The organism is Neiella litorisoli, assembly GCF_014773395.1.
GTDB classification, from domain to species: Bacteria; Pseudomonadota; Gammaproteobacteria; order Enterobacterales; family Neiellaceae; genus Neiella; species Neiella litorisoli.
In genome coordinates this window covers 12793-37993 of record NZ_JACXAF010000019.1, presented here as the reverse complement: position 1 = coordinate 37993, position 25201 = coordinate 12793, and the positions used below count along the sequence as shown (strand labels likewise).

20 protein-coding genes are annotated in these 25201 nt (G+C 48.5%); 5 read left to right on the top strand and 15 right to left on the bottom strand.

What is annotated here, in order from left to right; all coding sequences use genetic code 11:
* Genes IC617_RS13995 through IC617_RS13935 form a run of 13 tightly spaced genes read right to left on the bottom strand, consistent with a single transcriptional unit; the run spans nt 1 to nt 17230 of the window.
* Nucleotides 1-1404 carry an O-antigen ligase family protein gene (locus IC617_RS13995; protein WP_191145613.1) on the bottom strand — a complete coding sequence of 468 codons (1404 nt, stop codon included), beginning with the start codon at nt 1402-1404 and terminating at the stop codon, nt 1-3.
* Nucleotides 1398-2525, bottom strand: coding sequence for a glycosyltransferase (locus tag IC617_RS13990; RefSeq protein ID WP_191145612.1), 1128 nt, complete (start codon nt 2523-2525; stop codon nt 1398-1400). Before IC617_RS13990 ends, IC617_RS13995 begins: the two co-directional genes overlap by 7 nt.
* Entirely contained in the window at nt 2526-3557 is a 1032-nt protein-coding gene (locus IC617_RS13985) for an acyltransferase family protein (RefSeq protein WP_191145611.1), read from the bottom strand.
* A gap of 6 nt (nt 3558-3563) precedes the next feature.
* Entirely contained in the window at nt 3564-5462 is a 1899-nt protein-coding gene (gene asnB, locus IC617_RS13980; RefSeq protein ID WP_191145610.1) for an asparagine synthase (glutamine-hydrolyzing), read from the bottom strand.
* Nucleotides 5463-5472: 10 nt separating this feature from the next.
* Nucleotides 5473-6549, bottom strand: coding sequence for a GNAT family N-acetyltransferase (locus tag IC617_RS13975; protein ID WP_191145609.1), 1077 nt, complete (start codon nt 6547-6549; stop codon nt 5473-5475).
* Nucleotides 6546-7559 (bottom strand): polysaccharide deacetylase family protein, encoded by a 1014-nt coding sequence (locus tag IC617_RS13970; protein ID WP_191145608.1) that lies wholly within the window; start codon nt 7557-7559, stop codon nt 6546-6548. The genes IC617_RS13975 and IC617_RS13970 overlap by 4 nt, the downstream gene beginning before the upstream one ends.
* A 1-nt stretch (nt 7560) precedes the next feature.
* Complete coding sequence (locus IC617_RS13965) at nt 7561-8685, bottom strand: glycosyltransferase family 4 protein (protein WP_191145607.1); 1125 nt, start codon at nt 8683-8685, stop codon at nt 7561-7563.
* A 10-nt stretch (nt 8686-8695) separates the two neighbouring features.
* Entirely contained in the window at nt 8696-9652 is a 957-nt protein-coding gene (locus IC617_RS13960) for a glycosyltransferase family 2 protein (RefSeq protein WP_191145606.1), read from the bottom strand.
* Nucleotides 9653-12262: an RIFT barrel domain-containing protein gene (locus IC617_RS13955; protein WP_191145605.1), complete on the bottom strand. Its 2610-nt coding sequence runs from the start codon at nt 12260-12262 to the stop codon at nt 9653-9655.
* Nucleotides 12263-12286: 24 nt separating this feature from the next.
* A complete protein-coding gene (xrtA, locus tag IC617_RS13950) occupies nt 12287-13741 on the bottom strand; it encodes an exosortase A (RefSeq protein ID WP_191145604.1) in 1455 nt (484 codons plus the stop codon).
* Nucleotides 13738-14937 carry a TIGR03087 family PEP-CTERM/XrtA system glycosyltransferase gene (locus IC617_RS13945; protein ID WP_191145603.1) on the bottom strand — a complete coding sequence of 400 codons (1200 nt, stop codon included), beginning with the start codon at nt 14935-14937 and terminating at the stop codon, nt 13738-13740. The genes xrtA and IC617_RS13945 overlap by 4 nt, the downstream gene beginning before the upstream one ends.
* A gap of 22 nt (nt 14938-14959) precedes the next feature.
* Entirely contained in the window at nt 14960-15784 is an 825-nt protein-coding gene (locus IC617_RS13940; protein ID WP_255522923.1) for an XrtA system polysaccharide deacetylase, read from the bottom strand.
* 42 nt (nt 15785-15826) lie between these two features.
* Nucleotides 15827-17230, bottom strand: coding sequence for a TIGR03013 family XrtA/PEP-CTERM system glycosyltransferase (locus IC617_RS13935; protein ID WP_191145601.1), 1404 nt, complete (start codon nt 17228-17230; stop codon nt 15827-15829).
* Nucleotides 17231-17446: 216 nt separating this feature from the next.
* Between IC617_RS13935 and IC617_RS13930 the strand changes: the two genes are divergently transcribed.
* From IC617_RS13930 to IC617_RS13910, 5 genes are read left to right on the top strand one after another with little or no spacing between them, the layout of a single operon-like run.
* Nucleotides 17447-18094, top strand: a complete 648-nt coding sequence (locus IC617_RS13930) for an XrtA/PEP-CTERM system exopolysaccharide export protein (protein ID WP_191145600.1) — start codon at nt 17447-17449, stop codon at nt 18092-18094.
* Between the two features lie 25 nt (nt 18095-18119).
* Entirely contained in the window at nt 18120-19673 is a 1554-nt protein-coding gene (locus tag IC617_RS13925; protein WP_191145599.1) for an XrtA system polysaccharide chain length determinant, read from the top strand.
* Nucleotides 19670-20560, top strand: a complete 891-nt coding sequence (locus IC617_RS13920) for an XrtA-associated tyrosine autokinase (protein WP_191145598.1) — start codon at nt 19670-19672, stop codon at nt 20558-20560. Before IC617_RS13925 ends, IC617_RS13920 begins: the two co-directional genes overlap by 4 nt.
* Entirely contained in the window at nt 20535-22007 is a 1473-nt protein-coding gene (locus IC617_RS13915; RefSeq protein ID WP_191145597.1) for a TIGR03016 family PEP-CTERM system-associated outer membrane protein, read from the top strand. The genes IC617_RS13920 and IC617_RS13915 overlap by 26 nt, the downstream gene beginning before the upstream one ends.
* Nucleotides 22008-22011: 4 nt before the next feature.
* Nucleotides 22012-23049 (top strand): XrtA/PEP-CTERM system-associated ATPase, encoded by a 1038-nt coding sequence (locus tag IC617_RS13910; protein ID WP_191145596.1) that lies wholly within the window; start codon nt 22012-22014, stop codon nt 23047-23049.
* 12 nt (nt 23050-23061) lie between these two features.
* Here IC617_RS13910 and IC617_RS13905 read toward each other — a convergent pair whose 3' ends face one another.
* Nucleotides 23062-24156: a nucleotidyltransferase family protein gene (locus IC617_RS13905; RefSeq protein ID WP_191145595.1), complete on the bottom strand. Its 1095-nt coding sequence runs from the start codon at nt 24154-24156 to the stop codon at nt 23062-23064.
* Entirely contained in the window at nt 24156-25019 is an 864-nt protein-coding gene (locus IC617_RS13900; protein WP_191145594.1) for an HprK-related kinase A, read from the bottom strand. Before IC617_RS13900 ends, IC617_RS13905 begins: the two co-directional genes overlap by 1 nt.
* Nucleotides 25020-25201: the final 182 nt, after the last annotated feature.

Here is a 25201-nt window from a genome sequence, read left to right as displayed (position 1 = left end):
TCAGAAAAGCCGTGAGTCAATTTGATTACGAAATAATTTCGGATTTGCTTTCGGCTGCGCTTCGGGCTCTTTTGAGGTGGTCAAATTCAGATTGTTGACCATGTGATTCTTAAACACGATTAACAACAACACGAAGAAAAATGGTTCGTAAATGATCAAATCAAGGAACGTACCACAGACGCAATAAGCCACCAGCGAGCAAGTACAGGCTTTATTCAGATAATCCAACAAGGGATCTGCTGCGACATTGTTGTTGTTGCATTGGAAGTAACTCTTGAACGATGTCCAGAGAATGAAAAGAAACAAGCCTCCAACAAAAACTCCGGTGTTGGCGGTGAAGTTCAACAAGGTGTTGTGAGCAACGTGTGGAGTGCCCAAATTTAAGTCTCTAGCAGCCCATTGGAAGCGCTGCGGGCCAGCGCCCAAAGCAGGATATTCCGCAATAATACCCAACGCAGCCTGCCACGACACTAAGCGCGGATTCAGCGGCTCATCGCGCTCCTCTTGCTGGGCAGCAGAAACCGTTGTCGCTGAGCGATTCAGCATAGCGCCGCCCTGATCAATCACGGCGACCGCTAGACCAAAAATGAGTATGAACTTGAACATTCGTATTTGCCATGGCTTTATCTTTGGTAAAGATTTCATGCTGCCTTGCAGCATGAATACCGCAACAATTGTTGATACGCCCAACCCTAAAAAGGCACCGCGCGAGCCAAATAAGAACAACGCGTGCCACAGCAAGGGGACTGCAGCTAATATGCCGTACTTAAAGATTTTGTTGTCAACATAAAAGTAGGCAAACAGCATGAATGGCATCGCCATCACCAGCAACGTAGAAGCGCTATTGGCATCATCGTAAGGGCCCTGATAAGGCCCCATCAAACGGCCTTGGAAAAACTGTGCCCAGTTATAAGATAGGTATTGATCGTTCGCCCAATAAACGTAGTAGAGGGCTAAAAATATGTAGACCCCAGCCATAACTTTCGCGGCATTACGATACTGGTCTTTGTCGCTCAAGATGCCAATCTGAACGATAAACATAATGACGATTGTGTTGAGCGTACCCAAGACAATATGGGAACTGGTTCCTGCAGAGTAGTTTTGGTAAGGGCTGAGAGTGTCAGATAAATGCATCAATCCCCAAATCAATACCAATGCGATAACTTGCTTGCTCTTATAAACATTTAAATCCATTCGCTTTTGGGCGAACGCTATGCCCCAAGCAAGAATGGAGCAAATAGCCAACAGTTTTGAGATCGGCAGATCTGGCCACTCAAAGCGCCAAATGTACTTGGGTTGCATGACTGCATTGAGTGAGTAAGCTGCGGCAGGAAACCAACTGTAGCGAAAAATAGAAACGGCTGAGCCGATTAGTATGGAGTAAATGGCGAGTAACTTTAACATGCGCGGCCGTTATCTTTGTTTAGCGTAAGATACAACTGGTTATATTGCTGGATCATGCTGCTTGCTTGGTAACGAGAAGTAAACCTTGTTTTTGACGCTTGTTGAAATTGTTGTAAGGTCGACTCATCTGCGAGTAACTTGGTGATCGCCGCGGCAAATTCATCGCCGTCATCATTGCTGGTCACAAAGCCGTTGACTTGATCGGCAATGATCTCTGGGTTACCGCCAGCATTAGTCACCACACAAGGCTTGCCGAGCGACATAGCCTCGAGCAAAGTCATCGATGTGCCTTCGCTCAAAGATGAAAGTAGAAATATGTCCATTAAAGCCATATAGCGACTAGGGTCTGATTGATAACCTGGCAAGATCACCCGATCTTGTAACTCCAGTTGCTCGACCCACCGTTCGATATTCTCCCGCTCATCACCATCACCGACCAACAGCAGCACAGAGTTTGGATGTTTGGCGACTACTTGAGCCACTGCTTCGAGCATCATTTTGTGATTCTTAATTGGATCCATGCGGGCGACTGTGCCGAGAACTTTGGTGTTATCGGCAAGCCCCAATTGCTGGCGCAATGAATCGACTTCAGCGGCTTCTACGTTTAGCCCTGAGATGCCATTGTAAATAGTAGAGATTCTCTGCTCAGGCAAAAACTCATATTCGCCTAATGCGCCCTTGGTGGCGTTAGATATCGCGGTAATGGCATCGGTAATTGAGTTCAGTAGCGGATTAATAATGCGCCGCTTCCAACTACTTGAGTCAGGGTAAAAGCGGCCATGTTCAGTAAATATTACTTTGGTTTTTAAACCTAACGCGGCGAGTACGCCATAAACCCAAGGGGTGTATTGATGGCAATGGATGATGTCAATTTGCTCGGCACGAAGGTGCTGCCGAATTTTCCGAATCAGAGCAACGTCAAAACCGGGCTGGCGAGCAATGCTGGTTAACGCAATGCCGTTCGCTTGCAATGCTTTTCCCCAAGGGCCGATTGGCTCCTCGATGCAGAATATGGACATCTCAAACTGGTCAGGATCTGTGCCTTCAATAATGCTTTTGATGACCATTTCGGTGCCACCAATACGCATGTCATAAGTTAAGTGCACAACTCGCGTCGCCATTTACACCGATACCCTTTTTTGAGAAAAGCTAAAGTTGGACCGCATATTTATAAACGGGATCTCGACCCAACGATAAAGAAACTCTGAAATCACGAGGGTGACCGCCAGAGCGATGCCGTAGTACAGCAAAAAAGGTAACTCATCGCCAAATCTGCGAAGTAATGCCAATGCTTCTGGGTGGAGCAAATACATCGAATAGGAGCGAGTGGAAATGAGCATAACAACGCTATAGCCCATGGGTTTGTGCTGCACCTTGGTGGTGACGGCAAAGAACACCATGCCAGCAAAGATGACACCGAGTAATAAAAAGCTCGGATCACGGTAACCTTCAAACGGCGGGAACCAACGAAAAACAAAGCAGCTGAGATAAGCCGCAGCAGAAATAAACAAAAGCGGCGTTGCGTAACCTTTTGCTTTTTGCCAGAACGCTGGGTACTGGAAATAACACTGTGCTAATAGCACGCCGATTAGACAGCAATCCCATCGCACATGGGTTTGCTCATAGTGGCTGTACCAGCCCATTGCGCGGAACAAAGAAGGTAGCAACAGCAAAATGACTAGGATGGCCGTTTGATAATGACGGTGCAGTCGGCCCAAATAGAGCAACAGCGGCGCGATCACTAAGTAGAACTGCTCTTCAACGCACAACGACCAGCTGACGGTAAAGTAGTTGAGGTGATTGTAATTCTGCAGAAAAACAAAGAATGGCAGGGGATTGGGGACGCTCTCTTTGGTGCTGTATAACTGTACCAAGGTAAACGACAGCACGAAGAAATAGGCGGGTAGCGTCCGCATCCAGCGTCGAGCCCAGAAGCGTTTGACATCGATGTTGCCGAATTTCTTTTGTTCGGCGAATAACTGCGAGCCGATGAGCCAGCCCGACAACATAAAGAATAGGTCGACTCCAGAACCACCGAACCCCAAAGGCACTAAGTCAGGTGCCTTGCCAAAGCTACTGACGGTATGTGCGGTAAAGACCAGCATAATCGCTAGTGCTCGCAACACATCGAGATAGTAGATACGACCTAACATCTAGAGCTAGGCCTCAGCGGACTCTGGCTGGGCGTACTTGTGCCACCACATCTGAAACATCAACATACTCCAAAGCAGGGCGCCGTGGTCATAGCGTTCAGATTGGTGCTGAAACCAGATCTTGCGCACTTCATCCATATCAAAGTAGGTCGCTAGACCCTGCTCTGAACGCAGAATGTAATGCTCTGCGAGTTCCTTGATTTCTCCTCTAAACCAACTGGCCAGAGGCACGGAAAAGCCCATTTTTTTGCGGTAAAGAATGTCATCGGGCAAGAACCGCTTAAATGCATTTTTGAGGATGTGTTTCTTGTCACCCTCATGAAACTTCAGATCGCTTGGTAACTTGGCTGCAAACTCGATGGTTTCTTTGTCTAGAATTGGCGCTCGGACTTCTAACGAATTGGCCATGCTCATGCGATCCACTTTCACCAAAATGCCACCGGTGAGATAGGTCTTCATGTCGGTGTACAGGATTTTCGCAAGGTGATCCGGACCGTCCGCTTGTTGATAGGCGTCGGTGGTTATTGTCGACGGATGGTAATTGGCCAGTGTGGCTTGGTGTTCGGGCTTTAGCAGCGCATTCCACTGACGGTCTTCAATTTGCGCATTGGACATGTAAAAGCCCATGTCAGGCTCTGCGCTAAGACTCGTCAGCAGCGATTTGCCGCGGCGACAGACATTCCAGCTACTGTGTGACAGTAAACTTGCTAAAGGCGGGAACAGGTTCTTGCGAATGAATCGTGGTACCGCGTTGCGGAGCTTGTTTTCGACCGCATCGACCGAGTATTTCTCGTAGCCTGCAAATACCTCATCGCCACCATCACCGGCAATGGCGACGGTCACTTGTTGCCTTGCCAGCTCGGAGACGAAGTAAGTTGGTACTAACGACGGATCAGCGAACGGCTCATCAAAGTAACTGACAATGTGCTCTAAGTTGTCTTTAACGTTTTGGTGAACGGTAAATTCGTGGTGCTCGGTTTGATATTGTTTTGCCACAATTTGGGCAAATTCAGTTTCGTTGAATTTCTTTTCATCAAAACCGATGGAGCAGGTTTTAACTGGGCTGTCGCTGTTGTTTGCCATCAGCGCAACAACGCCGCTGGAGTCGACGCCACCGCTCAGAAACGCCCCGAGTGGCACATCTGAAATCATCCGCCGTTTGGTGCAGTCGGTAAGAATGTCGACTAACTCATCGGTCAGCGCTGTTGCCGATGCTTGCGAGGTTGTTGCCATCGACAAATCCCAGTACTTGCGAATATCAATGCCGGCGGCAGATACCGTCATGTAGTGTGCTGGCGGAAGCTTGTGAATGTGCTGGAAAATGCTCTTGGGATCGGGAATGTACTGATAGGCAAAAAAGTCGTACACCGCATCCAAGCGAATATCGCGGGGAATATCATCGAGCTCGAGAAGGGCTTTGATCTCAGAGCCAAAGGCAAAGCGACCATTTTGCTCATAATAGTAAAGCGGCTTTTTACCTAAACGATCGCGGGCGATAAACAGCTGTTGCTTGGTTTTATCCCAAAGGGCAAACGCAAACATACCGTTGAGGTGTTGTAAGCAATCGACACCATCGCGCTGATAGAGGGCCAGAATGACTTCGGTATCGCTGTGAGATTTGAATTGGTAACCATCTTTTTCGAGCGCTTCGCGATGCTCTAAAAAGTTGTAGATTTCACCGTTGAAAACAATGACAAGCTGCTCATCGGCGGAAAACATGGGCTGGTTGCCCGCTTCGGTCAAATCAAGGATGGCCAGACGGCGATGGGCGAGACCAACGTGCTGGTCGAGGTATTCGCCGCCGGCATCGGGCCCTCGGTGCTTAATGGCAAGCCCCATTTGCTTGAGTGTATCGATGTCCCCTTCGACATGATTAAATTGGCTAAATCCTGCTATTCCACACATGCCTGCGTCCCTACAGATCGATATACTTTCTCAGCTTTGGCCCGAGAGACCCTGTCAACTGCAGTGGTAACCGTTGCCAGCCACCAACTACCCAAGATTTAACCATACCACTAAGTTTGGAATCGGCACCAGCCTTGTTTATCACTGGTAAGTCCGCGGCCAATTGGCCCTTGTGGTAGTCGTCCCATACCAACAGGTGAGGTTTCGCACCCCATTGGGTTTTGAATTTGAAGGTGCCTTCGCCAAAGGTCGAGCGGCCAAAATCAAACCGTTCAATACCATGGTCCGCGCAATGGGCCAGCAGTGACCAATAGAGCAACATATTGGGAGCGAGGCGGTTGAATTCAGCTTTCGTTGAAGCCCATGGAATAGCGGCGCTGGTGCCATTTTTCAAAATCAAGCCACCGCCAACAGCAATATCATCTTTATAAACTACTGATAGTAAGCACTGACTTTGGTAGTGATTGATGATTGCCTGAAACCATTGGTAGCTGTGAATTGGCGAGCCCAAAGCGCGCATATTGACCAGCATGACTTCATAGAAATCCTGCAACAATTTTTCTGAGACGCCAGTTTCAGCATGCAAACCATTCTTCTCTGCTTTGCGGATTTGGCTTCTCAATTTTGACTTGAAACTTGCCAGCAGCGCATCGGAAGTCTCGGGAAGCGCCATTTGCATACTGACTTTATGACCTTGCCATTGTTGTTCTGGCTCCGATTCATCGTGTGATGCTAACCGCCTCAGCTGCATTGTTGCCAGCTTGTTTTGAGCGGCATATTGGTTGGCCGACATAATAAGTTCATTCGCGATTTTATCGTCGGTCGCTAATGGTCCCGCCACATCGCAGTAGGGCAGTGAGCAGAGTTTGTTTTTGAGTAGCGGCTTGGCCATGGCAATGGTTGGCAGTATGCCCACAATTTGCTGGTCCTGTTTGGCGACAAAATATCGGGGCGTAAAGCCATAGGCTGACGATACAGCTTGCCCCCAAGCGAAACGGTGATAGGGCGATGCACTAGCCTGAGTGCTGACAAAATCATCCCATTGTTGCTGATCGCTGCTGGCTGCTAATGCGATGGATAGTGTCATCGTAGCAATGCTCCTTGGCCATTTCGGGTTCTTAAGATGCTGGCGGCTTCTGAGACGGTGCAAAAGTTCACATTTGCCTTTTTATTCAAGTGATCGAGCACTTGTTTGATTCGCTCACAAATGGTTTTAAAACCCAAGTCGGCCTCCATCAAGCCTGTTTGCCCCTTAATCAAGCTGGAGCTGTGCAAATACATATGCAGCACGGGTTGATCTTTGCTGAGTAGCGAGTCGCAAAGGTTCACCATCTCGGCGCCGTTGCATAGCTCTGGCGTCAGGTAAAGTTTGCGCAGCAGTTTCAGGTGCCAAAGAAAGCCGATAAATCGGAGTTTGCCGAAGGCCGAGTTAGACAAGCGGTGATGGATGCGCTCACATAGCTCATAGTTACTGCGGTTGAAGCCCACCGATACCGGCAACTCCATGATGTCGCGTTGACTGCCGGGCTGCAATGGATTGGCTACATTCGGCCAATAGGCATCGGTCGGGCTCGGAAAGCAAGAGAAATAGCTGTTGCGATAAAAGGGGTAGACGCTGGAATCGACTTCGATACCGCGCTCTATCAGCAGTTCTAGTACTTTGCCATCAATGCCCCAGCGGCCGGTGCGAAAAGACTTGGGGGAACTGCCAAATTCAGTGAGCAACTTGGCCATCAGCTCATCGAGCTTATCAGCAACCAACTGCCGTGGCAGATTCACCACATGAGATTCAAATTCACCGGTCTCGCCGGTATAGGGAGGGTTGCACCACGGATGTAAATGGGCGCCGAGCTCGCTGTCGCCAATGTCCAACACGGACTTCAAGGTCTTGGCGGCCTCGGGCATTGAGGCAACGGCATAATCGACGAAGTAAGTCGGCCGTACACCACAATCGCTAAGAAATCGGTGGAACTTCGGGACGTTTTGAATGTTGCTGACCGAGCAGTTTTGCTCTGGAAAGGGGCCTTCCCAGTCCCATTCTTCTTCGGTGTCGATTGACACTACAAACAACACATCCTTGCGCGCCGAAGTAGCCATATTAAGAATCCCCGAGCAGTTGACGGAATAGCTCATCATATTCGCGAGCCATCCGTTTGGCTGAAAAGTGCTCTTCAACAAACAACCGAGCATTAACGCCAAGTTGTTTCGCCTCGGCTGGGTTGTCTAATAGCTGTTGCCAGCATTGTTGTAATGCTGCCTTGTCACCGAGCGGCGCCAACAGCCCCGTTTGTTGATGTTCAATGAGCTGATCGATGCCAGGGATGTCGTAAGCGGCGATTGGCGTTTCCATGGCGCACGCTTCCATCAGGCAACGTGGGATCCCCTCTAGCGTGGAGGACATGACGAACAGATCGAAGCTTTTCAACAGCTCCAAGCGGTCATCGCGAAAGCCGAGAAACTTGATGCGTTGATGATGCGGTAACTGCTGACTGTATTGTTCGAGCGCTTGGCGCTCATCGCCGTCGCCGAGCAATACCAGCTCCAGATTTGGATCGTCGCCAGCCATGGTGTTAAAAATATCGAGGATATCGCGGATATTCTTACGAGATATCATTTGGCCAATAAAGCCAATGCGTTTGCTGGCTGGCGCTTTGGCGGCGACTCGATCCGATTGGCGAATCGCTTCAATTTCACTCAAATCAACGCCGTTTTGAATGTAGTGCAAACGTTGCTCTTTAACGCCAACCCGCCGCGAGTCTTCACATAACGCTTGCGAAAGTGGCGCCACCGCTTCGGCGTAAGTCATGGCTTTGCAGCCCAGCCAAATAAACAAGCGTAGTTTCAGATCGCGAGCATTTTCAAAACCGTGCGGAGTGACTACGCAAGGAATGCCGGCTTTGCGTGCGGCCAGCACACCAATGATGTCGGACTTGTAGCCGTGGGTGTGGATGATGTCGATTTGGCGCTCGCGGATCAGCTCAACCAATTGCGTCACCACAGACAAATCAAAGCGATTTTTCATTGGCAGCTCAAAGGCTTCGCCGCAACAGGCTTTGAATTGCTTGACCAGCTCTAAATCTTTCGAGTCGGTTTCTAAGGTCACTGCCAAATCGCTGCGAATATGATGCTCTGGAAGGTGTTTGGCCAAAGCCAAGATCCAGCGCTCTGCGCCGTAGAAGCCGGTTGGGCAAATAAACTGTAAAACGTTGCGTTGAGTGCTCATAAATCCCTTGCTAGCCGTGGCTTGTGGTTTTGACTTCTTTTAATGCCCCGCTGAGGGTGCCAATTGCCCGCGCAGGAAAAAACATACTATAAAATTGCAGGACTTTGGAGAGTGGCACTGAGGCGCCGACCAATCGCTTGAGACGCCAACTGTAAGCGGCGACCGGCATGAAAAACAACAGCAAGCCGAGCGCTGATAATGACCAAGCGCCCAATGCCGCACTAATGACAGTGAGTAGCAGCAATGCCAGCAGCGCCGGCGGCACAATAAAACTGGGCCATTCTCGCAGAGGGATGGTGCGGCCCTTGATTGATGCAAGGTTGCTTTGTCCTCGCCAGATCTCTTTATGGAACATGTCTTGATAGACCTTGTCTTCGCCAAGGTGGACATAACTGGCCGCCGAGGTATAGAACAATTCGCCGAGCTGACTGGCGCGCTCGGTAAAATAGTAATCTTCGCAAGTGACCAAATGCTCAGGAAAGCCGCCGAGTTTGGTGAAGGTATCGCGCTTCAAGAACAGGTTTCGGCCCGGTAAGAAAGTCACTGCGCAGTCCAATTCGGCATTGCTCAATGCGGTGCGAATTTTTTCCAGTGGCGGGGCGTTGTCGCCTTCGACTTGATGGGCACTGACTAACACTGTGTTGGGCCGTTGCGCCATGGTCGCGAGCATGACCTGCAGCCAGTTTGCCGATAACGCCACATCAGCATCTAGAAATGCCAGGTATTGGCCGAGCGCGTGCGTTACCCCAACATTACGCATTTCCGAAATGGTTTTACCTTGGTGACGAATGATGCGAATTGGCTGGTTAGTCGACAGTTGCTCAAGCTCGTCTGAGTTGCTGACATTCTGGCTGACGATAATGATCTCCAGCTGCAATTCATCGGTCTCAAGGGCCAAAATCGAGTGCAATGTTGCCAGCAGCATCTCTTCGCGCCCTTTATGAGGAATGATAAAGCTGACGTCCATTTAGCGCCTCCAGCGTTGGGCAAGTTGAGGAAACCGGCGATTAATTTGGTCCAGTTCTCGCTGCGGCGAGAATCGTGTTAATGCCTTGAATACTTGTTTGCTCACCGTCACGACTTGACGAATACGGTTATTAGCTGGTGGCTGACCATGCTCACCGCGAGGTGGAAAGGCGACCTGCGGGGCCTGCTGAACCCATTCGCGAACGCCGTTGTTTTGCATCAAGATTGCCAGCACGCGGGTATGGGTCCGCGTGTCGTCCTGCTCCAGCCCCGCGCATATTTGCTGATACCAATGCTCTGCTTTGGCCACGTATTGTGGTTGCGTTTCGCCAGCAAAAAACGATGCCAAATAAAGCAAATCGACCTTGCGAAGATCTTGCGCAGTCCAAGTTAGTGTTGGAAATTCCAGTCGCTCAGGGTGGACCAACGATAAATCTTCGTGCGAGACCATCCAATCTGCGTAGTGCAACAGGGCATCGCGGGCATAGAGAAAATCTTGGTCGAACGCTTGTTGCTCGGTTTTAAGCCATAAGAAACGTGCCACGGCTTGAAAGAATACGGTGTAAAACCAAGTTTCTTCTACATCATCGAAATTACGAGCAGCGATCTCATCGTTGGGGTGAACCGTGTTGCGAATAATGTTGGCCACCCGAGATAAGTAGGCTTGTTGTTCAGTCAGGCTGTAGCAGTCGAGCAGCGCAATAATATAATTGCCAGTGCCTCGATCGAGCGGATACTGGCCGCTCAGGAGGTTTTTTAAATCCGCACGGTAGCGGTTTTTCCATGCCAGTAAGAGTTCGATTAAGGTGCCTTGGCCTTCGTAGACATTGCTAATCCAATCGCCAAGCTTTAATACCGCCTGTTTGGCATCCTCACAGCCGGTGGTGAAGTAGTGGATTGTTAAGCCGGTGGTATAGCAATGTTGGCCACCTGGGCCGCCGCCGCCGACATGATCGGCGTAGACATCGTTGCGGTGCAGCTTCGAGTAAGTTCGGTGGGTACAGGTTTTGGCTTGTTGATAGTGATCGGTATGCCAAAACAGGCCATGGTTGTATTCGTCTTTATCCAGCTCGGTGTGATAAATGTCGATATCCAACACGTGGCGCGCCAATTCATCGGCTTGTTGCCGTAATTCGTTGCTCTGCAGAACAATCGCTTGGTTCAGCAAGCCAAGGACGGGGTCGTATTGATTGTTGTAGTGAGACACGAACAGGGTGTCGCCCTCATACCCTTGCGCTTCATGATCGGCGTAGAGTTCACCAAAGTTACGCCAACCATACTGATCGGCCAATTCGCGTTTTTCCAGCAGCGAATGGGGGCCGAACAAACCTTGTTCGATAACGGCTTGCAACGGTTGTGACTTGGCCTGCTCAGTCAGCCATGGCATGGCATGACAAGCGCATACCCACGCAGAGTCTAGCGCTACTGTTGGCAGCTTGATGGTTTGTCGCTGTTGCTGATCTGAGTCCGGTGACAGACACATTGACCAGCGCTGGGTCTTTTTCTCGCCCGCCTGCAGTTCATATAGGTCGGGAAACTCAGAGGGAAATAAGGCCAGCTCAAGCGCGGAGTTGCTAATGGCAATTGCCGAGGGAAATTGCTGCCAGAATTCATCGATGCCAGCGTGTACGGTTATTTTCGGCGCTTGATTGAAGGTTGCTTGCACTAACGGCTGGATGCGTTTGCCGGTGCTGATGTGTTGGTCCGATGTTAGCTGAAAGCCAGGCAATTGCATGGGTACTTGTTGCTCGGCATTGACATGCACTGGACTGTTCCACGCTTCACCACCACTGGATTCTTGATAAACCCGCAGATCCTGTTGTGCTGAATATTGCTGCTGTGGATTTTGTTCATCAGCACAGCTCAACTGGCTAAAGCCGTCGCTCGCCCAGATTAAGCTCAACCCTTTGAACTGCATTGAATTGGCATCGCCAAGATCCCAAGTGCCATCAATATGTTGAGCGGCTTGCGGATTGTGCAATTGCAGGCTGCCATCAATCCGGTTGCTGGCGTAATGGAACTTCAATTGTAGGGTGAAGTTTAACGGCGCCGACTCATCTGCCGCCAGAAACGCCCCAGCCACTCGGACAGCGCAGCAAAGTGGCTCAGTAAGGGCGTAATCACTTTGATACGACGTTTCATTGATTTGCGCTCGGAGCTTAGTACCGCCGGGTAATTCAAGCTCAATGGCTTGTGCCTGACAAAGCTGTTGGCCGTCTGAGCGATACACTGCAAAGGTCGCTAGCTCACTGGTGCTCAAACGATAGTTGAAGTCCTTACTTCGGATACGAAGTTCCGAGGATGTTTGCGTTATGAACGGCGTTCTCTGAGCGACTTCGTTTACCACTCGTTTCGTAGGAAAGAGCTTAATGGCATCTGTGGCCGGCTGCGTCTGCAGAATGACTTTGCACCATCGTAATGATTTGTCCGGCCAGAAGCTCATGGGCTCATATTGAGCTTTAACTGGGTTGCCTTGTTCATCCGCCAGAGCCAAGTGGTTTTGCTGATATTTGCCAGCAGGCAATGGCAGACCGAACTCAACGACATCGCCGCTGATGCTGTCTGGGGTGATCACTACACAGTGTGTATTTTCTGCTGGTAACTGAGCCATCAATTGCTATCCATGATCGCTGACTTATTGATGCCAGATGGCAGGTAAGGCGAGCAATGTTTGCCGGACTTGCTGCAGTTCGCTGAGCGAGTGTTCGTTACGAGGCGCGGCAAGCACGATAGCGGCGCCGGTATTGGGGCGAGCCAGCAGGGTATCGAATGCCTGTTGCAATTTGATTCGGCTTTGGCTGGCAGAGCTAACTGAGCTGAGTTGATACCAGAACAGCACATCCATTTTTTGGCTGTCGGCGCGAGTAATACGAACGACTCGATAAGAGCCAAACTGGTCATGAATGATTTTGGAACCTTCGGGTGTCCAGATTTCATCGTCAAACAATTTGTGATTGAAGTTCACTAATTCTTTGTCTTGCCGACTTGAGTTATAAAGCGCCAGATAGATTTCAGCCTGATTGGCTGCAACACCTTGATAATAAGCGTCGGCATTGGCAAAACGTGGCTGCCAACTAGAAAGTTCGCCGGGTTCGAACGATTGACCCAACGAGTTGCTATTCACCTGATAGCTTGGCACCGTCATATTCTTGATGTAGCTCAGATAGATAGCTGGTAGCAGTAAGCTCAATGCAGCAATTGTTAGAATCCCGTATTGCTTGCCATTGAGTGCGTAATGGCCAGTTTTTCGGGCTTTGGCTGGTGGATCGGCTTGGGCCTGACGCCAGAAGCTGCCGATCCAGAATAGGATAAACATGACGATGCCGAAGAAGAACCAGCCATAGATAATGTGATCAACGCCAGTGGCCAACTGCATATCACTCATGTAAGCCAGTAAGACAATCAAATAAGCGCGGATACCATTGGCGACAATCGGCACCAACACGGACAGAATGACAAAGCCGAGCTGGCGCAGTGGAGAGACAAACTGCAAATGAGCAAACAGGGTGCCCAGCGCGATTGAGGAAATCAGATAGCGAATGCCGGAGCATGCCACGGCAACTTCAAACAGGCCGCCGGGCACCGAAATGTAAAGGCCTTCGCGAAACACCGGGATCTGAGTTAGGCCCAGCAGATACACGGTAATATCGGCGGTGATCAATTGCAGTTGGGGAATCAACTCTTCACCGAGCGGCACGGCGAATAGCAAATAACAGCAAGGAAACCAGCAGATCCGAGCGAAGTTATGACCAAGCACCATCCACAAGGTTAGTGGTAGCCAAACCACAGCGGCTAATTGAGCGGCAACCTGCACACTAGCTACATCTGCAGCCAGCCAAAACAGGGAGCAACCGAATAGCGGAATTGCCATGATCGGCGCCGCTTGGTAATTCGCCTCTTGCAGCAAAAAGCGTCGTCGCCAAATCAACCAAATGGCAATCGGATAGATAATATAGCCGTGAGCAAAGGTTTCTGAGCGCTGCCAAACGGCAGCCATGGACAGTAGATCTTGATGGAATGCCAGCAACCAAATGGTGACAATCGTGAAGGCAATGTAGATTGCTGTACGGTTGCTCGATGCGTTCATCATGGACTCTTCAATAGGTCTTTCAAGTGATGTAACTGTTCTTCCCAGCGATAGTTCTTGATCACCCACTGGCGATTCTCTGGTGCTGTTTTGCGTTGTTTTAGGCGCGCAACCACGGCATTCGCAAAGAGTTGTTCGTTGTCTTCGATTGTCAGATTGCAACCTTGCGTGGTGGTCAGCCCCTCCATTGCCAAACTGGTCGCGACAACAGGAACTTCCATGGCCATGGCTTCGAGTACTTTGTTTTGGATGCCACGGGCGATGCGCATCGGCGCAATGGAAACCCAGCCGGTTTGAATGTAGCTGCGAATGTCGTCAACGCGGCCTGTTACTTCAATGTTGGCAAAGGCATCCAGTTCGCGGATTTTATCGCTTGGGTTTGAACCGACGATAAGTAACTTGGCTTGCTTGACTTGTTTGGTGACATAAGGCCAAACGTGTTTGACGAACCAGCGAACGGCATCGACATTTGCCCAGTAATCCATTGCTCCGGTAAATACCACGGTTGGGGTGTTTTCAGAGCTGCTCATTGGGGCGACTTTGGCAGGATCGAAGTAGTCCAGATCAACACCATTGGATATGGCGTGCACGCGGCTGTGGCTGCTGATGCCGCTTAATTCACAAAACAGCTCGACTTCATTGGAGGAAATAAACACGCTGGCATCAAACTGCTCGGTCAATTGCTGCTCGTAAGCGAGCAAGGTGCGAAATTCGCGGTTATAAACCCAGCTCATCGGGAAGTTTTTGTTTTTCGAGTATTGGCGCCACTTGTCGGAGTCCAAATCGACAAAGTCGATGACTCGGTTGAGCTTTTGATATTGCGGGCTATCGACGTACTGGGCCATTGATGAGCAATACACCAGCACGTCTCGGATGGCGAAATTGGCGATGGTGTTGTTAACCCATTGCGCCATTTTGGGATCAAAATAATAAGGCAGCGTAATTGGTTGCTTGCGGCCCATTTTAAGGACGCCGCGGAAGGTCGCGTGACGCTTATTCAGCGGCAATACATACATGCCTTTGACGTACTGGGACAGCTTTTTGGTGTATGCCATGTCGCTTGGCTCATCGACAAAGCAGCCAAGATAAACGTCAAATTCTTTCGATAAATACGCTAGCTGATTAAATGAACGTATCTTATCGCCTTTGTTGGGCGGATATGGAATGCGATGACATAAATAGAGTAACGGTTGCTTCATCCTGCTGCGCCTACTTCCTTGACTACTGTTGAGATTCCAGCTGATAAGCACGCTGCATGGTTGACCAATTAAAATCAGTTAGTAAGCGCTCCAGTCGAGATTCCATTTTGCCGAGGTTTAGATAATGACGAAACTTCGACTTGAGTGGTGCATCGTTCATCCGCGGCTGGTCTGGATCTAGCTCCCATGGATGAAAATAAAAACTATAGGGTTGTTGCTCTTGGCGCAAAAAACGTTGGATCAACTGTTTGCTAAGGGCATAGGGGTACAAACGGAAGTATCCACCACCACCGATAGGAATGGAGCGCCCAGAGATGTACGTTGTAGGAATCGGGATTTCAGTGATGCCTTCGGGCCGTAAGTGTTTGAAACGAGGCCAGTCCGGCACGCCATATAAGTCATGTTTTACTGGGTAGGTGCTTGAGCTATATGAAAAGCCTAGCTCTTTGATGACGTCAAAGGCCCATTCATTGCGCTCATCAAAAGAGAATGACGGCGCGCGATAACCGACCACTGGATGGCCAGTTAGATCTTCCAAAAAGTGCTTACAGCGAGCAACGTCCTTGGTAAAGGTGTCGCGGTCTTGCTCAGTTGCACGCTGATGAGCGTAGCCATGACAGGCCACTTCGTGACCTTGTTCGGCAATCGCTTTGATCAGTGAGGGACATTGTTCGGCTACCCAACCAAGAATAAAAAACGTTGCTTTCACTTGGTGTTTATCGAACAGCTCGAGGGTTTTATGAGTGCTTGCTTCCACCCGTAATGGAAACCGTTTGCCCCAGTCCTCAAGTGCTACTTGGCGACTAAACGCAGAGACATGGAAGTAGTCTTCCACGTCTACTGTCATTGCATTCACAATAGAGGTCGACTGCGTCATGACAATTCTCGGTTAAATGCCTTTGCCGAAAATGACAATTTCCAGCGTTCGCAGCAATATCAGCAAGTCCAACAGGAAACTGCGGTGCTTGATGTAATACAAGTCAAACTTCAGTTTCTCCAGTGAATCTTCCTCGGTGCTACCGTACGGATATTTCAATTGTGCCCAACCGGTGAGGCCAGGTTTTACGTTGTGTCGCTGGTTGTAGTAAGGAATGCTCAATACTAATTCGCGGACAAAGTAAGGTCGCTCAGGGCGCGGGCCAACAAAGCCCATTTCGCCACGAAACACATTGTATAGCTGCGGCAGTTCATCAATTCGGTATTTGCGGATAATTGCACCAACACGAGTAACGCGAGCATCGCCTTTTACCGCCATTTGTGCGCCGTGCTTCTCAGCATCGGTAGTCATGCTGCGGAACTTGATAATATTAAAAGGCTTACCATTCAGGCCAATGCGTTCTTGCTTGTACAAAATCGGTGACCGAAAGCCATCTTCGAGTTTGATGCAAAGCGCAGTTAACAACATGAACGGCCAGGTCAATGCCAATACGATCAACGCTAACGTGGTATTGAAGGTCCAATCGAATGCATTACGCAGGTAGTTCGTTGATTGGAAACCATTGCTGTAGATGACCCAAGACGGGTAAATCAGGTTGACCGCGATCTGGCCGGTTTCGCGCTCAATAAAGTCCAAAATATCGGTCACTTCAACGCCATGCAGCTTGCAGTGGAAGAGACTGTCGACAGGCAAATTTGAACGGCGCTCGTCAGCCGCAACAACAATTTCGTCAACCTTATGTTCGAACACATAGGCTTCGAGCGAAGTGTTTAATTCAATAATCGGATCGGATTCGATGCCCTTGTTGGAGTCGCCGCGCATTTTGACAAAACCGACTAAGTCGAAACTGACCCGGTCAGAGCGACGGCGCATGCGACGCTCAATAATGCTGGCTCGTTCACCGGCCCCTAAAATCAAAACGCGCTGTCGGCCGAGGTGCTGATAACGAAGGCTTTGGGCGAAATAGCGTAATGAAACAAGCGCAATGAATGCCGCTAGGCAAGACCATTCTCGGACGTTGCCCGGCAAAACTTCAGCAGGAGTGATGCCGTAAATTGCAGTGGAAATGAAGTAACCGAGAGCGACACTGACGAACATCCGGCGAATGATGCCGCGAAACGTCTCGCGCATTTTGCGGTTATATAAGCCAAGCGATAACACGCTGATTTGGATGGGCAGCACAAACAAGGCGAAATGCAAAAGCAGCTGGCCTTCCCAATACTTTGGAATCGCATCTGGGTAGTAAGAACGATCTGCCTCTAAACCGATGACATAAATCGCGGTGAGGATGATTAATTCAGCGACAATAAGCAGTTGTGTGCCTGCATGGATGTCGTGAAATCGAGTGCGTGCCATGTCTTCCCTGTACGTAATTATTCCGGCTGAAGCCAGTATAAAGATATTTGCGCAATGTTAAAGCTTTGTTCAAGCGCTCAGGTTCTCGCCAACTTACCAAAAATTAACTTTTGTCGGGCAAGCGATTTACATTTCAACAGTTGCCGCATTATTATGCAACACAGGAAGTGCTAGAGGCCCTCGGGCCATAACTATAATCGCGTGACGGAATTCGCTATGAAAAACAAGTTCCTCCTCAAAGCTGTAGGTCTGATGGCTGCGTTGTTTGCTGTATCCACCATCGGTGGATGTGCAACGAGTGACAAAGGACAATTACCTCCCGCTACAACACACCCTTCTCTAACAACTAACATTGATGATTACTTCTACCTGATCGGTCCGGGCGACTCGCTGAATGTATTCGTTTGGCGGAACCCTGAAGTTACAGGAACCTTTACGGTCCGTCCTGACGGGATGTTTACAACTCGCCTAGTCGAGGATATTCCTGCAACTGGTCGTACTCCAACGCAGCTTGCGCGCGAGCTAGAAAAGATTTTGGGTGCCTACATTCGCGATCCGATCGTCACTGTCACGGTGGGCGGTTTTGTCGGTCCTTATAGTGAACAGGTTCGAGTAATCGGTGAAGCGCTAAATCCTCAGGCGATCAATTACAAAGAGAACATGACTCTCCTTGACCTTATGATCGCCGTTGGTGGTTTAACTGATTATGCCAATGGTGACGATACCACTCTCATCCGCATCGAAAACGGTGTTCAGAGGGAGTATACACTCAAGCTCGATACGCTTATTCGTGATGGAGACATTGGCGCAAACGTTGACATCTTGCCTGGTGATATCCTGATTATTCCGGAAGCTTGGTTCTAGTCTCTCAACAGAGTTGTAGTTTTTCATGCAGGATTTATTAGACGAGTTACTTCAGTATCTTCGTGGAGTATGGCTCAAGCGACGGTACATACTGATCGCCACTTGGATTATTTGTCCAATTGGTTTCATGTATGTATCGACCTTGCCTAATACGTATTCTTCTTCTGCTCGTGTTTTTGCTGATACGCGCTCAATGTTGAAGCCCTTGCTTCGAGGCTTGGCGATTCAGTCCGACTCGCGCCAAGAGCTGGGCTTAATAGTCCGCACCATCAAAACCAAAGAGAATATTGAGAAGATTGCTCGCGCATCAGATGCTGATTTGCTGACCACCAATGATGCTGAATATCGGCAGCTGCTGAACAAAATTCGTTCAGGTGTTCGCATCAGCGGCGGCGGTAGTCAAAACATGTATAACATCTCTTTTCGGGGGGATGATCCCAAATTAGCGCAAAAAATCGTTCAAGGTACGGTCGATGTTTTCATCGAGAATACTTTGGGTGAAAAGCGTCTTGGAACCGACCAAGCTCAACGATTCCTTGACGAGCAAATTGCTGAATATGAACAGCGATTAATTGCCGATGAGAGAAGGCTTGCCGACTTCAGGCGTGATAACGCTCAATATATGGTAAACAATCAAGGCAGCTACTTCCGAGCGTTAGAGAATGCCAAAAGTCGTTTGGAGCAAGCTGAACTTGAGTTGAAGGAAACAGAAACGGAATTAGAAACTGCCAAGAAACAGCTCAATGGTGAGGTTGATTTCGCGATGCAAGATTTGTCTGCGGTTAAAACTCAATACGATGGCCGCATAGAAAGTCTTCGCATCCGCTTGGATCAACTGCTTGTTCGTTTCACTGAGAAGCACCCTGAGGTGCAAGAAACGCAGAAACGTCTCGATTCGCTGCTAGAGCAAAAACGGACTTTCCTCTCAGGTCGATCGAACAGTGCGGGTATGGATGGCAATCCAATTTTGCAGGACCTCAAGGCCACAGTGAACCGTTTGACGGCAGCAGTTGCCTCTAGGAAAGTGCGCCGAGACCAGTATTTGGAGCAAGTTTCTGAGCTCCAAGACAAGCTTGATTTCGTTCCTGAAATCGAAGCTCAGATGACTGGTTTGAACCGGACGTACAGCATCACGAAAGATAAGTATTACCAGCTTTTGGGTAGAAAAGAATCTGCCGTGATGTCTGAAAAAGTGGAGCAATCTACAGAAGGGATTACCTTTCGAGTGTTGAAAGCTCCAAGTCTGCAACGGACTCCTTCTGGGCCTCCAAGGCTGTCCATGCTTATTGGCGTCTTGGTTGCCAGTGTCGGTGTCGGGATTGCTCTCTCGGTGGTGTTTAGCTTGTTATCACCAATCATTACTAGCCCCAAAGCGCTCACTAAAGCAACAGGCTTACCTATTTATGGTGTCGTCTCTGCAACTGAAAATTCAGGCATGCAGCGGTGGGAAAAGAAGAAAACTCGAATCTTTATTGCTGCGAACGTGGCTTTGGCATTGTTGTTCGCTGCATTTGCGGTCGTGAATTCAAAGCCGCAATTACATGATTTGATTTTTATCCAAGGGCTGGGTGCTTTATGAGTACGATCGAGAAAGCATTGAACGCGATGAAGGCGGCGAACAAGGCGAAGCAAGAAAAGAGCTCTCCAGAGTCACCAGAACAACCTGAGAAAGCGGTGACGGAAACAACTCCGAACCAGCTAATTATCGATCAAGACCTGCTTTCAGAGAAAGGTATGGTCACCGAAAATCGAAAGTCTCGACTCATTCGCGAAGAGTATCGCAATATCAAGCTGAAGCTTCTATCTAACGCATTTGGACCGGCAAAAGACTCTCATCCAAATGGCAATTTGATCATGGTCAGTAGTGCGAATCCGAGCGAAGGAAAAACCTTTACGGCCATTAATTTAGCTTTGAGCATTGCTCTGGAACAAGACAAAACTGTTTTGTTAGTTGATGCCGACGTCCTCAAACCAAGTGTGATGAAAGAGCTTGAACTCGATAGGAAACCTGGCCTCATTGAGTTTTTGCTGGGTGAAAAAGAGACTGTAGGCGAAGTCATCTATCCTACGAATATCGACAAGCTGCGAATTATGCCTGCTGGTATGCCACATGATTTGAGTAATGAACTACTAACCAGTGAAAAAATGGCAGCTCTTGCCAGTGAGCTAGCTAAGCGCTATAGCGATCGTGTGGTTGTGTTTGATTGTCCTCCATTACTGGGTGTTAACGAAACTAAAGTGATGTCGCGATTGGTGGGGCAAGCACTTATTGTTGTTGAGCAAGATAAAACGAAACTTGCGCAGGCTTCTGCCGCGATTGAAGAGCTTAATCGCGATCTGGCATTGGGCTTTGTCATAAACAAAGCGGTAAGAGGCGCATTCAGTCAATATGGTTATGGCTACGGTTATGGCTATGGCTACGGTTACGGAGACAGGGACGATGATGGTAAAGCGGGCCGGCAATAAGCTGTTTAAAGCGTTACCTATTGCTGCCGCCGTGTTTTCGGCATGCGCAAGTGGGGCTAAGGTTGATGTATACCCAAGTGTAGGATTCCGAGCCACTCACACGGATAATGTTGAATTAGCAAATTCATCTAAAGAAAGCGCCACCATAGGCAGCTTGTATGCGGCCCTACGCGCAACCGTTGATGGTAATGAAGGGGCTTTAAGTCTCAACTATCGTGGTACGCGAGCCATGTACAGCCACGATTCTGACCGTAACTCTTATTACAATTCGCTTCAATTTTCAGCCAACAAGCGCTTTGGCCAAAGTGGTTTCGCGATGAACGCAGAAGCCAAAGTGGATAATGTTGCCCGATCTCGCCGCAGAGATGCGAACGACGACATTTTAACTGGCGACACAGTTACTAACCGTAACGCTAGTACGAACCTGTCATATAGCAACGGTGGCAGAGGATACCTGTCGTTTGGGGCCAACGCAGGTGCCAGTATTCGAGACGCTTCAGATGACCAAGGTAACAGTTATGGCTACCGAGCTGGCGTCTCTTTAGGACAAGGTTCTCGGGTAACTAATTACATTTGGTCCACCAACTATAACTTCCAAAAGGACGACGCTCGGGGTGGTTCTCGCAACAATCAGTCTCATCGAGTGAATGGTAATTTAGCTATTGCGCAAATGTATGGTTTTGCACCGACAGTTAATTACAATTGGGAAAAATACGAAGAAAAAGGTTTTGACGATGGCGAAGATCGCGATCGTACCTTTGGCCGAGTTGGTCCTGGGTTGCGCTATTACATAGACCGTAAATCTTTCGTTGAGCTTAATTATAATTTCGTTGTGGAAGGCGAGGGGAATGACAGCTGGGGTGGTAAAGTAGACTTAAACCCTTCTCGGAACACTAAAATCAAAGGTAGCTATTCGAAGCGCGTATTTGGCAACTCTTATGATGTTTTAATACAGCACAAAAGCAAACGGATGACCAACACTGTGAGATACAGTGAAGAGCTGACCAGTTTTGAACGAGACTTTTTCGTTGAAGATGAAATTATTGAAGATTATTCGCTTCGTAAAGTGCTTGATTGGACTTCTTCGCTGAAAATGAAGCGCAGTTCAGTGTCGCTCTCGCTTACATCTACTCGCAGAGAACGTAACGATTCCGATGGCCAAACGCTGAATGACGATACCTATGGTGCCACGCTGTCTTATACGCGGAGTTTGACGAGGACAACCCAGTTCTCAAGTTCTTTCCGTTATAACAAATATCAATTTGATGATAGCGATCAGCAAAAGCAAAACGACTACTATCGACGTTTTGAGTTATCTCTAAGTCACTCTTTCCTCCAGTCCTTGTCTTTGAGGTATGGTTACCAATTCTCCGACAGAAGCTCAAATGAAGATGATTTTGGCTATGAGGAAAATCGAGCCTATATCAATCTAAATAAGAGTTTTTAAGCTCATGTATGAAGATCATTTTGGTCTGACTGATAAGCCTTTTAAACTCAGTCCGGACCCTAAGTTTTTCTTTTCAAGTGCGCATCACGATCGGGCGGTCGCTTACCTCCATTATGGTTTATCACAAGGTGAAGGCTTCATTGTTGTCACTGGGCCCATTGGTACAGGTAAAACGACCATCGCGCGTAGTTTGTTGGCCTCATTAGATGACAGCATTGTTCCCGCCCAAATATCGACGACTAAACTCAACCCAGAAGAACTTGTTCAGTTAGTTGCAGCAGAGTTCAACATCGAAGTTGAGGGCCTCGGAAAGGCCGAGATCTTACGCAAGCTCGAGCAGTATTTGCATCAACTCAATCGGCAGGGAAAGCGCGCTTTGCTGGTCGTTGACGAGGCGCAAAATTTACCCGCAGAGACCGTCGAAGAACTGCGCATGTTGTCTAACTTTCAGTTGGATGACCGGCCGCTGATCCAAAGTTTTCTATTGGGGCAAGAAGAGCTCAAACCAATTATCGAACTACCTGAGATGGAGCAGTTTAGGCAGCGAATTATTGCCTCATGTCACTTGCGGCCATTTAATGCTGAGGAAGTAAAGGGGTATATCGAGCATCGCTTGACTCAAGCTGGCTGGCAAGGAAACCCTGCACTACAAGAAGATATTTTCGAGAAAATCACCGAATACGCTGCCGGCGTGCCAAGGAAAATCAATATCTTTGCCGATCGCTTGTTTCTTTATGCGTTCTTGGAGGATCTCTCCACAATATCGATAAAGGATGTTCAATCCGTTATCAATGAAATGGGGGAGGAGCTATCGGGTTCTTTGCAGTCAGGTAGAACGACTGCAGCGTCATTAATCTCCGGCTCCCAGCATCAACAAGAAAGTAACGAATCGAGTGAAAATACACTTAACTTATCCGCTACCGAGATCCAGCAAATTCTGATCGATGTTGGTCATGTGCTCGATCAGGTGATTCAGCGTAAGATTAAAATTATTCGTTATTTAGACAAATTAATAGCGACCAAGAAAAAGGACGCAGAATGACGGTTGAGGAGGCTACTGCTTGTTAGGGTCTAAACCCAGTAGTAGCTTAGTTAAGTGTTGATAGAGCTTGTGAGCAGAATGGTAGGCGAGCACGTGAACAGGCATTTTTCGAGAGTGTCCAAGCAAAAATGCCGTCAAATTTGCCATACCTTGAAAATCGCATTCAACTAGCGGGTGATTTGGCAATAGCGCTCTGCTGTATGTGAAGTCTAATAATCGCAACCTCCAACTGTTTTTTAACTGAAGCTTTTGGACTACTTCTATTGGAAGGGGGGTCGCAAATATTCTGGTGAGATAACGCAACGCCAATTTTACCTCGAATAAAAAACCAGCTTGCTGTGCTAGCTCCAGCAGTCGTTGCCAGAATTCATCGTCGCCCTTTTCTCTAATAATCAAATCCATATCTATCAAGTCGCGAAAAGCATTGTCATAGTCTTCGTTAAAGAATAGGTGAGCAATACTGTGGAGCAGTAACGCAGGCGGAGACAAGTAGTCGTGACCTTCATCTGTGGTCTGCACATCTTTAGTAAACACCGAGATGTCGGGAGAGCGACCAGAAACAATGGGAACTAAATTATGATGAATATCTAGGTTTGTTCCTCGAGAAGAGTGATAAAGCGGCGGAATTTCATGCATCCAGTTGTCGTAGTATTTTTGATCGTACGGGCTGATGTCTTTACCCATCCAACCAGAAACGAACAGTTTTTGGGTCATTGAAGCAATATTATGCTTATCTACCAGTATGTCGATGTCGCTGTAGATGCGCCCGTTGCCAGCTGTTAGCTTAGACAAAGTGTAGGCTGCGCCTTTAAGGTAAACCACGGGGATGTCATCGAGCAGAATGGAATTTTTTAGCTTGCTGGCTTCATAGAAAATTTGTTGGCGTTGCTTTTCTGCAAGCTTCATCGAATTGCTCAAATGATGCTGGACATAATCTGGCAATAGTTGAAGGATCTGACATTGCTCAAAAACGATCCTAAACCGTGCAAGCAGCGAGTGATGACGTAAAACTAGGATAACTGACTGCCATTGGCTTGATGTCAGTGACAACGCAGACTGCGGATCGGTGTACAACGCTATCAGCAATTGTGGCGATATTTTTTCCATCAGGCCATTAGCTCTTCAGTCAGAAATGCTTCGACTTCTTTGAGGCTATTGTAGTGAACCTCAAAACAAGCCGATTTTTCAACAAGCTGTGTAATGGTGTCGAAACCGACACTACCAACCACGCCATAGTTAAACGCGTTTTCCGCTAGTTGCATAAAGCTCTGCTGTTTATCCAGTGCATAGATATCCAGAGCGATATCAGGTCGATACTGCGGAAACACGATGGCCGCTATTTGAGCTGGTTGGTGTCGAGCGTCCCACGAAGCTTGAGGGGGTGATAGATGGATGACATCCCCTTTGTGGGTCGCCGGAGCAATTGATGAGAATGCACCATCATTAAACCAATTCTTCGCCAAACTGATGGATTGGTTTTTTAGGCATATTGGTCGAACATAAGGTACAACCGTATTTGAATTGGGCACGACAAGAGCCATCTCGTCGGACAACAGACGCCAACCATTGTTCGCTAGGTAGCAAGTCAATGTACTTTTGCCCGAGCCTGGGGGGGCAGGGAAGAGCACTGCCTTGTCTTCTTTTGCTAGCACGGCTGAATGGACGATAACATGCTGCATCTCATTGGCAGCGATGGTGTAGTTCATGCCCCACTCGAGGAGCGCATAACCCTGCTCACTTGATAGTGGCGAAAAAGGCTCATATTGATCAGTAAAAAAGTGAGCTTGCCGACGAAATACACGCCTCAGGCCTTTGCCTGCGTTGAGTTGCACGTAGTAGTCGCTCTGCTGGCCGTCATAGGGAGTGAGCAGTGAACTATAAATAGTTTGCAAGTTGTGCTCGACTAACGATGAGTTGGTCGAAATGCAAAAAGCAAAGGGGCTGGTATCCAAAAAGAATTTTTTAGACATTCGGCTGAGGAGTGAGCACTTCAAGCTCGATAAGTTGTTTAAGTAAGCTTTGTTCGCTAGGTGACTCCGAACAATTCCCAAGTTCGCACATCGCAAAAAATTGCTCTTGCGTCATGGAGATAGAGGTTGTTTCACCTGTAATCAAATTATAAAAAGCTATGCCGCTCCCGTCAGAAAACGAA